We start from the raw sequence: 14,002 nt of genomic DNA on the forward strand, positions 1-14,002 counted from the left end.
ACGGAGAGAAAAACAGATGGCTCGGATCACGTTGCGTCAATTGCTCGACCATGCGGCTGAGAACGATTACGGCGTACCGGCCTTCAACATCAACAACATGGAGCAGGCGCTGGCGATCATGGACGCGGCCAACCAGGTCGACGCGCCCGTCATCATCCAGGCCTCGCGCGGCGCGCGTTCCTACGCCAACGACGTCATGCTCAAGCACATGATGGACGCGGTGACCGAGATCTATCCGCACATCCCGGTCTGCGTGCATCTCGACCACGGCAACGAGGCCGCGACCTGCATGACCGCGATCCAGGCCGGCTTCACCTCGGTGATGATGGACGGCTCGCTCAAGGCCGACGGCAAGACCCCCGGCGACTGGACCTACAATGTCGGCGTCACCAAGACCGTGACCGACATGGCCCATCTCGGCGGCATCTCGGTTGAGGGCGAGTTAGGGGTGCTCGGCTCGCTCGAAACAGGCATGGGCGACAAGGAAGACGGCCACGGCGCCGAGGGCAAGCTCTCTCACGACCAGCTGCTGACCAATCCGGACGAGGCCGTGAAGTTCGTGCAGGAGACCAAGGTCGACGCGCTGGCGATCGCCATGGGCACCTCGCACGGCGCCTACAAGTTCACCCGGAAGCCCGACGGCGACATCCTCGCCATGAACGTGATCGAGGAGATCCACCGCAAGCTGCCGAACACGCATCTGGTCATGCACGGTTCCTCCTCGGTGCCGCAGGACCTGCAGGACATCATCAATGCCTATGGCGGCAAGATGAAGCCGACCTGGGGCGTGCCGGTCGCCGAGATCCAGCGCGGTATCAAGAACGGCGTGCGCAAGATCAACATCGACACCGACAACCGCATGGCCATGACCGGCCAGATCCGGAAAGTGCTCAAGGACAACCCGGAAGAGTTCGATCCGCGCAAATATCTGAAGCCGGCGATGGAAGCCATGACCAAGCTGTGCAAGCAGCGGCTGCAGGAGTTCAACACCGCAGGCCAGGCCTCCAAGTTCAAGAAGATCCTGACCCCCGCCGACATGGCCAAGCGCTACGCCAAGGGCGAGCTGGATCCCCGCGTCGCGTAAGCGATCGCGTGGGTGGCGTAAGACCGCTCCGCAGGCACCCACTCCCGTCATTCCGGGGCGCCGCAAAGCGGCGAGCCCGGAATCCATGGTGCCACCGTCGACGCGGATCAATGGATTCCGGCTCGCGCCAAGGGGCGCGCCCCGGAATGACCGATGTCCCCCCCTTTTACCCTGCGACCAACGTTAACTCGGCAATTGCCCGAGAACCGTCTATTTTCACAGGCAAGGGCAGAATCGTTTTGGGAGGACCTCTCGATGAATCTGACTGAGCTCAACAGGGTTGCGACCGCCATGGTCGTATCAGGCAAGGGCATCCTTGCCGCCGACGAATCCTCCGGCACCATCAAGAAGCGGTTCGACGCGATCGGCGTGGAATCGACGGAAGGCAACCGCCGCGACTATCGCGAGATGCTGTTCCGCTCCAAGGAGGCCATGAGCCAGTACATCTCCGGCGTGATCCTCTATGACGAGACGATCTGGCAGGATGCCAAGGACGGCACGCCGCTGGTGAAATTGATCGAGCAGAGCGGCGCCATTCCCGGCATCAAGGTCGACGAGGGCACGCAAGGCTTACCGATGTGCCCGGGTGAAACAATCACCGTCGGCCTCGACAAGCTCGCCGAGCGGCTGAAGAAATATTACGAGCGCGGCGCGCGCTTCGCCAAATGGCGCGCGGTGATCGATATCGGCAGCGGGATTCCTTCGATGACCGCGATCAGCGTCAATGCCCATGCGCTGGCGCGCTACGCCGCGCTGTGCCAGGCCGCGCAGATCGTGCCGATCGTCGAGCCGGAGGTGCTGATGGACGGCGATCACGACATCGACCGATGCTATGAGGTGACGAGCCGCGTGCTCAACAAGACGTTCCAGGAGTTGCGCGTGCAGCGCGTCGCGCTCGAAGGCATGATGCTGAAGCCGAACATGGCGATCTCAGGCAAGAAATGCCCAAAGCAGGCCTCCGTCGAGGAAGTCGCGGAGAAGACGATCCGCCTGCTGAAAGCCTGCGTGCCTGCGGCGGTCCCAGGCATCGCTTTCCTCTCCGGTGGCCAGTCGGACGAGGAGGCGACCGCGCATCTCAACGCCATGCACAAGCTTGGTCCGCTGCCCTGGGGCCTGACCTTCTCCTACGGCCGAGCGCTGCAGGCCGCGCCACAGAAGGCCTGGTCGGGTCGGCCCGAGAATGTTACGGCCGGACAAAACGCATTCAGTCATCGTGCCCGCATGAACGGCCTCGCCTCCAAAGGCGAATGGCAAAGCAGCCTGGAAAAGAAGGCAGCCTAGACCTTGTCGAACAAATCGCCTCCGCCGCGCCCGGCGCCGCGTCTCTATCTCGCGACGCCAGACGTCGATGATCCCGCTTCGCTCCTCGCGGCATTGCCTGATCTGCTCGCAGCCGCCGATGTCGCGGCCGTGCTGGTGCGGCTGAAGGAGACCGACCAGCGCACCATGATCTCGCGGATCAAGGCGCTGGCGCCGGTCGTGCAGAACGCCGGCGCGGCCCTGCTCGTCGACGGCCATCCTGAAATCGTCGCGCGCGGCGGCGCCGATGGTGCGCATCTTTCAAATATCGCGGCGCTGGAAGATGCCATGCCGTCGCTGAAACCGGATCGCATCGCCGGCGTCGGCGGGCTCGAAACGCGCCACGAATCCATGAACGCGGGCGAGATGGGCGCGGATTACGTGCTGTTCGGCGAGCCTGACGCGAAAGGCCAGCGTCCCCAGGCCCAGGCGATCGCCGAGCGGCTGGACTGGTGGGCCGAGCTGTTCGAGCCGCCCTGTGTCGGCTTCGCCACCTCGATCGAAGAGGCCTACGACTTCGCCGCCAGCGGCGCCGATTTCGTGCTGGTCGGCGATTTCATCTGGGCCGACCCGCGCGGGCCCAAGGCCGCGCTGATCGAGGCCGACGCCGCGATCAAGAAGGCCTTCACGGCGGCCGCCGTGGGCGAGAGCTAGCAGCCGACATGACGCTCCCGCGCATCACCCTCCTGGCCACGCTGCTGCTGGCGGCGCCTGCGGCCGCGCAGCTCCAGATCACGCCGCCGGCCACGATCCCGAGCCCTCCGCCCGACAAGCAGAAGGCCAAGGAATCGACGAAGGAGAAACCAAAGGTCGCGCCGCACACGATCGCCAAGAAGAAGGAGCCGGCGCCAAAGCCGTCGGCCTCGCCGAGCCCGACGCTGCCGGCAACCGTGATCCCGGCGCCGGCGACCGACAATTCCAATGTCGACCTGGTGTTCGGCGCCTATCAGCGCGGCCAGTACAAGACCGCCTTCGACCTCGCCAGCGCGCGCGCCCAGACCGGCGACGCCAAGGCCATGACCATGCTGGGCGAGCTCTATTCCAACGCCATGGGCATCAGGCGCGACTACGCCAAGGCGGTCGAGTGGTACAAGCGCGCCTCCGATGCCGGCGACCGCGAGGCGATGTTTGCGCTGGCCATGCTGCGCATGGCCGGCCGCGGCGGCCCGGTCGACAAGGGCGAGGCGGTCAAGCTGATGGCCTCAGCCGCCAAGCTCGGCGAGCCCAAGGCGGCCTACAATCTCGCTCTGCTTTATCTTGACGGACAGACCCTGCCGCAGGACGTCAAGCGTTCCGCCGAGCTATTGCGCCAGGCAGCCGACGCCGGACTGCCCGAGGCGCAATACGCGCTTGCGACCTTCTACAAGGAAGGGACCGGGGTGCCGAAAGATCCCGAACGATCGGTGCGGCTGCTGCAGGCGGCTTCGCTCGCCGACAATGTCGATGCCGAGGTCGAATACGCCATCGCCATGTTCAACGGCACCGGCACGCCGAAGAACCAGCCCGCGGCCGTGGCGTTGCTGCGCAAGGCCTCCCGCCAGGGCAGCGCGATCGCGCAGAACCGCCTGGCCTGGGTGCTGATCAACGGCATGGGCGCGCCCGTGGACAAGATCGAGGGTTTCAAATGGCACCTGGTGGCCAAAACATCAGGCAAGGGCGATCCGGAGCTCGACAAGGAGCTGTCCGACCTGCCTGCAGACGACCGCGCCAAGGCGGAGGCCGCCGCCAAGAAATGGCTTGGGACCAAATGACCTGACGCCAAATGGCCTGCAAACGACCCGCAGGTGACCTGAATGACTTGACCTTTGGCCCCTCGCGGGGCACCCAATCTCCTCAAATGGCGCCCTTTCGCGCCCCCTCCCCCCGATCAAGACCAGAGCTCATGCTGTATTCCGCCACTATCAACGTCATGGTCAAAGCCGCGCGCCGCGCCGGCCGCAGCCTCAAGCGCGATCTCGGCGAGATCGAGCATCTCCAGGTCTCGCTGAAGGGGCCGGCCAATTTCGTCTCGCTCGCCGACAAGCGCGCCGAAGAGATCCTCTACCAGGACCTCGCCAAGGCCCGGCCCGGCTACGGCTTCATCGGCGAAGAGGGCGGTACGCGCGAGGGCACCGACGGGAGCCACACCTGGGTCGTCGATCCCCTTGATGGCACCACCAACTTCCTGCACGGCATCCCGCAATTCGCGATCTCGATCGGCCTCGTGCGCGAGGGTACGATCATCGCCGGCGTGATCTACAACCCCGCCAATGACGAGCTGTACATCGCCGAGCGCGGCAAGGGCGCCTTCCTCAACGACCAGCGCCTGCGCGTCGCCGGCCGTCGCCAGCTCAACGAATGCGTGGTGGCCTGCGGCCTGCCCCATATCGGCCGCGGCGACCACGAGGAATTCCGCCGTGAGATGACCGCGATCCAGGACCGCGTCGCGGGCCTGCGCCGCTTCGGCGCCGCCTCCCTCGACCTCGCCTTCGTCGCCGCCGGCCGCCTCGACGGCTACTGGGAGCGCAACCTGCAATCCTGGGACATCGCCGCCGGCATGCTGATGGTGCGCGAAGCCGGCGGCACGGTGACCGACATCAACACATCGGGCGATGCGCTGGTCACGGGCGACGTCGTGTGCGGCAATGAGTACGTGCACGGGGAGCTGGTTAAGATTTTGAAGCGGCCGGCGTAGTCACCCGGCGGTTCGACCCGCAGCGACTAAGAATCGTCATCGTCGGCCTCCTCCTCCCGATACTCACCGCCGAGGGTCAGGCCCTCGATCATCGTGGCGCCTTTTGACTTGATCACCCGGCGAAGCGGGACCGAGCTCTCGCTTCGCAAGGCTTCCATCAGCTGCTCCGAGTGGGTCACGATCCAGATGTCGGCGCGGGCCGATGCCTTGACGATCAGCCGGGCCAATGGCGCCAGCAGCGACGGATGCAGGCTGGTCTCTGGCTCGTTCAGCGCAATGAACGGCGGAAGCCGGTAGCCCATGAACACCGCCAGCAGGCAAATGTATTTCAGCGTCCCGTCGGACAGTTCATGAGCGCCAAACGGACGCGGCATGTCTTCGAGTTGCAGATCGAACTCACACAGGCCGTTTTGTTCCCATGCGCGGAGCTCAGCGCCCGGGAACGCATCCTGGATTGCGTCCTGGAGGTCGGTGGCATCTCCCCTGATCGTATAGAGCGTCGCCAGGGCGGCAGCCAGATCGCTTCCATCGGCACTGAGCGAGGGCGTCGTGATCGCGAGACACGGCTTTCGTATCGGTGAGGCCGGATCGGTGCGAAAGTCGTGATAGAAGCGCCAGCCCAGCATTGCGTTTCTGATCACATCGATTTCGGGGCATTCCTTGCCGTCGAAAAAGCCCGCAAGCGCCGGCTCGGACGGCAGCACGGCATCCTTGTGGCTGCTCCATGCGCCGCTGTCGTCGCGGATGCTGACGAGCGAATTCTTCCGCTCCATCAGTAGAACCGTTCGCTTGCCCTGCGTCGCCTCGATGCTTTCTCCCTTGATCATCGGCTCGCCGGAAAACGCCGCCTCAGCGGGGGCAGGAAATCCGATCTCAATAGAATATTTCAGGCGATCGAATCTCGCCGACAATCGCAGGCGTCCATCCTCGCCACGTTTGCGGATGCCTGACCAGCAGATTGAATTCAGTCCGCCCTCCTCGGCGATCGTGCGCGTGATCCGCCCGGTCGCCGCGTCGCGCAACAGCGATAGGGATTTGTACAGATTGGATTTGCCGACGCCGTTCTCACCCACGAACACGGACAGGGGGTGGATGGGTAGGGAGAGCCGCCGAATCGAGCGATAGTTCGAGATCACAATATCGGTCGGACGCATCAGGTGCTCACCATCGGCAGGTGTGCATTCGCAGCGCAGTGCGACTGCACGTTCGTTCAATCCAGGGATGCACTCTGGATCGACGAACCCGGGAAGGCAAGCTCCGCTCGTCATTCCGGGCTCGCGCTACGCGCGCCCCGGAATGACAGTGTGCCCTATGGCCTTACTGGCGCCGGCGGCCCATAGGCCTCGCCTTCCTTCGCCCCCACCTTCTCCCTGTCCCCCGCCAGCACGCGCTGCACCGAGACGAAGAACACCGGCACCATCAGCAGCGCCAGGATCACCACGGCGATCATGCCGCCCATCACGACGCTGCCGAGCGCCTGCTGGCTGGCGCCGCCAGCGCCGTGGGCAATCGCCATCGGCAGCACGCCGCAGATGAAGGCAAGACCGGTCATCAAAATGGGACGGAAGCGCAGGCGGCAGGCCTCGATCGTCGCTTCGACCAGTGGCTTGCCTTCTTTGCGCAAATCCTTGGCGAACTCGATGATGAGGATCGCGTCCTTGGCGGCGAGGCCGATGATGGTGATCAGGCCGACGGTGAAATAGACGTCGTTGGGCAGGCCGCGCAGCATGGCCGCTACCACCGCACCGACGATACCGAGCGGCACGGTGAGCAGCACCGCGAGCGGAATGGTCCAGCTCTCATAGAGCGCGGCGAGACACAGGAACACCACGAAGACCGAGAGCGCGAGCAGGAACGGCGCCTGCGAGCCCGACAGCTTTTCCTGCAGCGACTGGCCGGTCCACTCATAGCCGAACCCGCGCGGCAGCTTGCCGGCAAGCTTCTCCATCTCGGCGATGGCATCGCCCGAGGTGAAGCCGGGCTTTGCTTCGCCCGAGATGCGCACGGCCGGATAATAATTGAAGCCGGCGATCTGGGTCGGGCCGCGCGACCATTCGACCGTCGCGAAGGAGGAGAACGGCACAAGCTGGCCGCGACTGTTCTTGACGTTGTAGTTGAGAATGTCCTCGGTCTTCATGCGGTCGCGGCTGTCGGCCTGCACCACGACGCGCTGCATACGGCCGCGGTTCGGGAAGTCGTTGATGTAGTTCGAGCCGAGATTGGTCGAGATCGTGTTGTTGATATCCTCGAAGGTGACGCCGAAGGCGCCGGCCTTCTCGCGGTCGATCACCAGATTGACGACGCCGGCTTCAGGCAGGCCTTCAATATAGACCTTCTGCAGCACCGGGCTCGAATTGGCCTCCGCGATCAGCTGATCGGCGGCGCGCATCAGCGCCGGATAGCCCTTCTGGCCGCGATCCTGCAAGCGGAACGAGAAGCCGGAGGAGTTGCCGAGATTGTCGATCGGCGGCGGCTGCAACGCCGAGATTTTTGCGTCGCGGATCGAGGATGACAGGTCGCGATTGATGTCGTTGACGATGGCGGCGGCCGACTCCTTCGGCCCGCGCTCCGACCAGTCCTTCAACGTGATGAACGCCTGCGCGGTGTTCATGCCCTGGCCGGAGAAGCTGAAGCCGGTGAGGAAGGTGACGTTGTCGACGCCCGGCCGCTGCGCCAGATATTTTTCAACCTTCTCGATCACGGCCTCGGTGCGGCCGTAGGACGAGTCCGACGGCGTCTGCACGTCGGTGGTGACAAAGCCCTGGTCGTCGACCGGCAGGAAGCCGCCGGGCAGGCTGACGAAGGCCCAGGACAGACCTGCCAGCAGCGCGGCATAGACCAGCATCAGGCGGCCGGTGCGCTTCAGCGAGAAGCCGACCGTGCGGGAATAACCTTCCTTGCCACCTTCGAGCATGCGGTTGAACCAGCCGAACACACCCCTCTTCGCGTGGCCGTGACCGGCCGCGACGGGCTTGAGCAGGGTCGCGCACAGCGCAGGCGTCAGCGACAGCGCCAGGAAGGCGGAGAAGCCGATCGCCGCGACCATCGTCACGGAGAACTGGCGGTAGATGATGCCGACCGAACCCGGGAAGAACGCCATCGGTACGAACACCGCCATCAACACCAGCGTGATGCCGATGATGGCACTGGTGATCTGCGACATGGCTTTCCGCGTCGCCTCCTTCGGCGACAGGCCTTCCTCGGCCATGATGCGCTCGACGTTCTCGACCACGACGATGGCGTCGTCGACGAGGATACCGACCGCGAGCACCATACCGAACATGCTGAGCATGTTGATGGAATAGCCGGCGAGCAGCAGAATGGTGCAGGCGCCCAGCAGCGCCACCGGGACAACGATGGTCGGGATGATGGTGTAGCGGATGTTCTGGAGAAACAGGAACATCACCACGAAGACCAGCACCACGGCCTCCAGCAGCGTCGTCAGCACCTTCTTGATCGAGGCCTCGACCACGGGCGTGATATTGTAGGGGATTTCGTAAGAGATATTGGCCGGGAAGAAGCGCGACAGCTCCTTCATCTTCGCTTCCACGGCGCTCGCCGTCGCCAGCGCGTTGCCGGTCGGCGACATCAGAACGGAGAGACCCGCGGTCGGCTTGCCGTCGAGGCGGGTGTTGAACTGATAGCTGAGGCCGCCGACCTCGATGCGCGCGACATCGCGCAGCCGCACGGTCGAGCCGTCGGCATTGGCGCGCAGGATGATGGCACCGAACTCGTCCGGCGAGGACAGCTGGCCTTTGACCAGAACCAGCGCTGAGGTGCGCTGTGTCGCGGTCGACGGCTCGGCTCCGATGCTGCCTGAGGCGACCTGCGCGTTCTGCGCTGATATCGCCTTGTTGACGTCGTCAGCCGTGAGCCCATAGCCGACGAGCTTGGCCGGATCGACCCAGACGCGAAGGCTGCGCTCGGTCGAATAGAGCGTGGCGCGGCCGACGCCGGGGATGCGGCGGATCTCGCCGAGCACGTTGCGGATCATGAAGTCGCCGAGGCCGACTTCATCGAGGCTGCCGTCGGTCGAGTTCAGCGTGATGATCTGCAGCACCGCGCTGGAGGCTTCCTCGATCAAGATGCCCTGCTGGATCACCGCGCGCGGCAGGCGCGCCTCGACCCGCTTGATGCGGTTCTGTACCTCGACCGAGGCCGCGCTGGTGTCGGTGCCCGGCTGGAAGTTGGCTGTGATCTCGACCTGGCCGAGCGAGTCGCTGGTCGATTCGAAATTGAGGATGCCGGAAGCGCCGTTGAGCTCCTCCTCGATCAGGCGGGTGACGCTGTTGTAGAGGTTCTCCGGCGAGGCGCCCGGATAGCTCGTCGAGATCGAGATCGAGGGCGGCGCGATGATCGGATATTGCGCGATCGGCAGCAGCGGGATCGAGATCGCGCCGATCAGACAGATGAACAGCGCGACGACCCAGGCGAAGATCGGCCTGTCGATGAAGAAGCTCGGCATGATCAGCTACCGCGTGACCTTGAGGGCGTGTCTGTTGTCCGCGCTCGCCTCGGCCTCGGACCAGGATTGCGGCTTGACCTTGTCGCCGGCTGCAAATTTCTGGAAGCCTTCGACCACAACCTTGTCGCCGGCCTTCAGTCCATCGGTGACGAACCAGATGCCGTCCTGCACCGAGCCGGTGCGAACAGGCTGCACCGCGATGCGGTTGTCGTCCTTGACGACGAACACCTCGCTGCCGCCGCCGCCATTGCGCTGGACCGCCTGCTGCGGCACCGCGATCGCATCGCTGTCGAGACCCTGGTCGAGACGAACGCGCACATACATGCCCGGCAGCAGCTCGCGCTTGGGATTGCGAAACTCGCCGCGCAAGGTCACCTGGCCGGTATGGGCGTCGACCTTGGCCTCGGAGAACAGCAGCTTGCCGTCGAGCCCGTAGAGGCTGTTGTCGTCGAGCACGAGGCGCACCTTGACGGCATCGGACTCGATGCGATCGAGATCGCCGCTTTCGAAGGCGCGACGAAGCTGATTGAGCTCGGTCACCGACTGGGTGAAGTCGGCATAGACAGGATCGAGCTGCTGCACGGTGGCGAGATTGGTCTCGTTTTGCACGACCAGCGCGCCCTCGCTGACAAGGGCAGCGCCGACCACGCCGTCGATCGGCGCGCGCACGGTCGCATAATCGAGATTGAGCTTGGCGCGCGCGAGATCGGCCTTGCGGCCCTCGACCTCGGCCTGGGCCTGACGCTCGGCGGCGATGGTCTTTTCGTTCTCGGCTTCGGGCGCGGCGCGCTGGCTGGTCAGCGTCGCGATACGGCGCGCCTGCTGCTGCGCCTGCATCAACGCGGCCTCGGCCTTGGCAAGCCCGGCCTCATTGGCCATCACCTCGACCTCGAACGGGCGTGGATCGATCCGATAGAGCGGATCGCCCGCCTTCACCTCACTGCCCTGGCGAAACAGCCGCTCGACCACGATGCCCGACACGCGCGGACGAACTTCGGCGACGCGCGTCGGCGAAATCCGACCCGGCAGCTCGCGCACCACGGCGCGCGGTTGCGGCTTGACCGTGACGATGCTGACGTCGGGTTCGACAGGTTGGGCGGCGGAGACGGCGGAGGAAGATTCGTCGCAAGCAGCAAGCAGCGGCGCAAGGGCCGCGAGCATCATTGCAACGCATGCCGATCGCGCTCGAAGTCCTGACATGAAGTTAAGTGCCCCAAGATTGTTGAAACTGATCGAGCACGCGCAACGCCCGTCCTGGACAATGCTGCGCGACTGATGCGATCAAAATAGAATGGACGTGCTGCGACGCAATGCATGCAGCAGGCGGCTCAATGTCACATGAGCTATCGCGCTGAGTTCAGGCTGATTTTCGGGACTCACCGGATTGTGAGTCAGGTTCCGTCGCGGCGCTCTGCGACAGAACATCGCAATCAATCCGTCGCCTTCATCCGGTAGTGGCTGACGCCCCACTCCGTTCCGTCGGCGTAGCCGAACAGGCCCGCGGTGGCGAGGAAGAACCAGCGCCAGCGGCGCATCCATAGGTGAGTCTCATCGCCATAGACGTTGCGCAAGGCGGCTTCGATCGCGTCGCGATGCGCGTCGAAATTGGCGAGCCAGTCCATCGCGGTGCGCTGATAATGCGTGCCGCTCCAGCGCCATTCCTTCTCGACCTGGAAGATATCGGCATATTGCCTGACGAGCTGATGGCTCGGCATCACGCCGCCGGTGAAGAAATGCTGCGCGATCCAGTCCTCGCGATTGGCGCGGTCGAACACGTAGGAGCCGGCGCGATGGGTGAAGATGTGCATGAAGAAGCGCCCGTCCGGCGCGAGCCATGACCGCACGCGCGTCATCAGCTTGCGCCAGTTCATCATGTGCTCGAACATCTCGACCGAGACGATGCGGTCGAACTGGCCTTCGGGTGCGAACACGTTCATGTCTGATGTGACGACGCGCAGATTGCGCAGGCCGCGGCTTTGCGCGATGCCCTCGATATAGGCGCGCTGCGATTGCGAGTTCGACACCGCGGTCACCGTGGCATGCGGAAACTGCCGCGCGATCCATAGCGACAGCGCGCCCCAGCCGCAGCCGAGCTCGAGGATGGTCTGGCCGTCGGCAAGGCCCGCATGCTCGACGGTCTGACGCAGCGCTTCCTCCTCGGCCTCCTGCAGCGTGGTCGCGTCCGTCTTGTAGAAGCAGGAGGAATATTTCCGGTTCGGACCCAGCACCTGGGCGAAGAAGCTTTGCGGCACCTCGTAGTGCTGGGTGTTGGCGGCATCCGCATGCTCGGCGATCGGCCGCAGCATCATCTTTCCTGCGAAGGCGGCATCGTCGGCGGCGGCGTCCGCGGCGAGGCGCGTTGCGGTGCGCGAGCACAGGCGCTGGATGGCGGCGCGGACCACGAGGTCCGGCAGCGGCACGCGTTCGGCAGTCCCGATGATCGTGGACACGACGCTCATGCGGCCATTCCCTCTCGCGGTGGCAACGGAAAGAACATGCTGGTTCGGGATTGATAGGCGCGGTAGCGCTCGCCGCGCGATCGCAGCATCTGCGCTTCCAGGGGCGGGATGCCGGTGACGTGGACCAGGATCCAGTACATGAAGATCGGCGCGAGCAGGCTGGCCCAGCCCCAGGGGTAGCCCGCCGCAAGCCCGATCACGGGATAAGCGAGCCAGCCGAACCATTCGAAGAAGTAATTGGGATGGCGCGACCAGCGCCACAGCCCGACGTCGCAAACCTTGCCATGGTTGCCGGGGTCGTGGCGGAAGCGGCGCAGCTGCGCATCCGCCAGCGCCTCGCCGGCGATTCCGATCAGCAGGATCGCCGCTCCCAGAACGTCCTGAATGCGCAAGGCCGGCGCGGGGACATGCGCGGCGACAAAGATCGAAAACACCAGAGGCACCGAGCCCAGCGCCTGGTTTTGCAGGAAGATGAACATCCGCCTGGGGGCATTGAGGCCCCACTCCGCGGCAAAGGCGGCGTAGCGGGGGTCATCGGTGATCCCGGCGGTGCGAATCGCGATATGGGTGCCGAGCCGGAGCGACCAGACCGCGACGAGGCCGGCGACCAGCCATTGCCTGATGTTGGACCCTTCGCCTGCGAGCGGCCACAGCGCGCTGCCGGCGCCGACCAGGCCGATCGCAAAGGTCCAGATCGTGTCGACCCAGCCGGAATTGCCGCTGCGCTGCTGCACAACCCAGGCGAATGCCATCAGGACCGCGAGCGAGAGCGCGATGGCCGCCAATCCCCAAAGAAACATCGCCATGCAAAAAATCCGACCTAAGCCTGTGGAATGCCGAAGTTTTGCAAAATACGTGGATATCAAAGCCCGGTTTCAGCTTTGGGTTCCGCGCTCCTTCCCGAAATCCGCACATCCGGCGCTTTTTTTGCACCCGGCCTGTGCCATAGTGCGGAGGCAAGCAAGCTTCGTAATGGATGATCCCGGCCATGCCGTCAGGCGCCTCGCCCCGCTCCGCCATCGACATCGAGTACACAAAACTGTCCTCGCCCAGCGTCTTCCTGGTGCGGATGCTGGTTTTCCTGGTGCTCTGCACGCTGGTGGGCGTGGTGCTCTACAAGCAGATCATCCTGGCCTTCTTCGCCAATCCCGGGCTGAACGCCCTGATCGGGGCGGTGCTGTTCATCGGCATCGTGCTGGCCTTCCGCCAGGTGATCCGGCTCTATCCTGAGGTGTCCTGGGTCAACAATTTCCGCATCGCCGATCCCGGCCTCGCGCCGGCCCGGCACCCAAAGCTGCTGGCGCCGATGGCGATGATCCTGGGTGGCGAGCGCACCGGGCGGATGTCGATCACCCAGACCACGATGCGGCATCTGCTCGATTCGATCGCGACGCGCCTGGATGAAGCCCGCGACATCTCCCGCTACATGACCGGCCTCCTCGTCTTCCTCGGCCTGCTCGGTACTTTCTGGGGCCTGATCGAAACGGTCGGCTCGGTCGGTAAGGTCATCGACGGGCTCAAGGTCGGCGGCGATGCCGGCGCGCTGTTCGACACGCTGAAGGAGGGGCTGGCCGCCCCGCTCGGCGGCATGGGCATCTCGTTTTCCAGCTCGCTGTTCGGCCTCGCCGGCTCGCTGATCCTCGGCTTCCTCGATCTGCAATCGAGCCAGGCGCAGAACCGCTTCTACACCGACCTCGAAGACTGGCTCGCCACCACCGTGCGTGAGTATGGCAGCGGCGAAGTCTCCGCCGTCGCGAGCACTGGCGGGGGCGGCGTTGCCAGCGGCGAGCTTCAAGCGGCTGTGGAACGGCTGCGCTCCGTGCTCGAGGAAGGCAGCGCCAGCCGCGGCACCACGGCAGCGATGGCGAGCCTTGCCGAAGCGATCCAGGCGCTGGTCTCGCACATGCGCACCGAGCAGCAGATGATCCGCGAATGGGCCGACGGCCAGGGCGAGCAGAACCGCGAGATCCGCCGCCTGCTGGAGCGCATCGCGCGCCAGCCCGAGAAGAGTTAAGCAATCA

General features: G+C 64.8%; 11 protein-coding genes. 6 read left to right on the plus strand and 5 right to left on the minus strand.

Annotated elements, in window-relative coordinates; genetic code table 11:
• Positions 1–16: 16 nt before the first annotated feature.
• The 5 genes from fba to L6639_RS17900 all read left to right on the plus strand — a co-directional run bounded on the left by fba (position 17) and on the right by L6639_RS17900 (position 5,057).
• Positions 17–1,084 carry a class II fructose-bisphosphate aldolase gene (fba, locus tag L6639_RS17880; RefSeq protein ID WP_128949805.1) on the plus strand — a complete coding sequence of 356 codons (1,068 nt, stop codon included), beginning with the start codon at positions 17–19 and terminating at the stop codon, positions 1,082–1,084.
• 255 nt (positions 1,085–1,339) lie between these two features.
• Positions 1,340–2,365: a class I fructose-bisphosphate aldolase gene (locus tag L6639_RS17885; protein ID WP_237863035.1), complete on the plus strand. Its 1,026-nt coding sequence runs from the start codon at positions 1,340–1,342 to the stop codon at positions 2,363–2,365.
• A gap of 3 nt (positions 2,366–2,368) precedes the next feature.
• A complete protein-coding gene (locus L6639_RS17890; protein WP_237863036.1) occupies positions 2,369–3,037 on the plus strand; it encodes a thiamine phosphate synthase in 669 nt (222 codons plus the stop codon).
• A gap of 8 nt (positions 3,038–3,045) precedes the next feature.
• Positions 3,046–4,134 carry a tetratricopeptide repeat protein gene (locus L6639_RS17895; RefSeq protein WP_237863037.1) on the plus strand — a complete coding sequence of 363 codons (1,089 nt, stop codon included), beginning with the start codon at positions 3,046–3,048 and terminating at the stop codon, positions 4,132–4,134.
• Positions 4,135–4,265: 131 nt separating this feature from the next.
• Complete coding sequence (locus L6639_RS17900) at positions 4,266–5,057, plus strand: inositol monophosphatase family protein (RefSeq protein ID WP_237863038.1); 792 nt, start codon at positions 4,266–4,268, stop codon at positions 5,055–5,057.
• 26 nt (positions 5,058–5,083) lie between these two features.
• Here L6639_RS17900 and L6639_RS17905 read toward each other — a convergent pair whose 3' ends face one another.
• The 5 genes from L6639_RS17905 to L6639_RS17925 form a co-directional block, all read right to left on the minus strand.
• The gene (locus tag L6639_RS17905; protein ID WP_237863039.1) at positions 5,084–6,211 is read right to left on the minus strand and encodes an AAA family ATPase; all 1,128 of its coding nucleotides are present in this window, start codon (positions 6,209–6,211) and stop codon (positions 5,084–5,086) included.
• A gap of 155 nt (positions 6,212–6,366) precedes the next feature.
• On the minus strand, positions 6,367–9,522 hold the full coding sequence (locus L6639_RS17910) for a multidrug efflux RND transporter permease subunit (RefSeq protein ID WP_237863040.1): 3,156 nt from the start codon (positions 9,520–9,522) through the stop codon (positions 6,367–6,369).
• A gap of 6 nt (positions 9,523–9,528) precedes the next feature.
• A complete protein-coding gene (locus L6639_RS17915) occupies positions 9,529–10,722 on the minus strand; it encodes an efflux RND transporter periplasmic adaptor subunit (RefSeq protein WP_237863041.1) in 1,194 nt (397 codons plus the stop codon).
• Positions 10,723–10,952: 230 nt separating this feature from the next.
• Positions 10,953–11,981 (minus strand): SAM-dependent methyltransferase, encoded by a 1,029-nt coding sequence (locus L6639_RS17920; protein ID WP_237863042.1) that lies wholly within the window; start codon positions 11,979–11,981, stop codon positions 10,953–10,955.
• Positions 11,978–12,787 carry a DUF1295 domain-containing protein gene (locus tag L6639_RS17925; RefSeq protein ID WP_237863043.1) on the minus strand — a complete coding sequence of 270 codons (810 nt, stop codon included), beginning with the start codon at positions 12,785–12,787 and terminating at the stop codon, positions 11,978–11,980. Before L6639_RS17925 ends, L6639_RS17920 begins: the two co-directional genes overlap by 4 nt.
• 182 nt (positions 12,788–12,969) lie before the next feature.
• Between L6639_RS17925 and L6639_RS17930 the strand changes: the two genes are divergently transcribed.
• Positions 12,970–13,995, plus strand: a complete 1,026-nt coding sequence (locus tag L6639_RS17930) for a flagellar motor protein MotA (protein WP_237863044.1) — start codon at positions 12,970–12,972, stop codon at positions 13,993–13,995.
• Positions 13,996–14,002: the final 7 nt, after the last annotated feature.

It is taken from the genome of Bradyrhizobium zhengyangense (genome assembly GCF_022012555.1).
Lineage (GTDB): Bacteria > Pseudomonadota > Alphaproteobacteria > Rhizobiales > Xanthobacteraceae > Bradyrhizobium > Bradyrhizobium zhengyangense.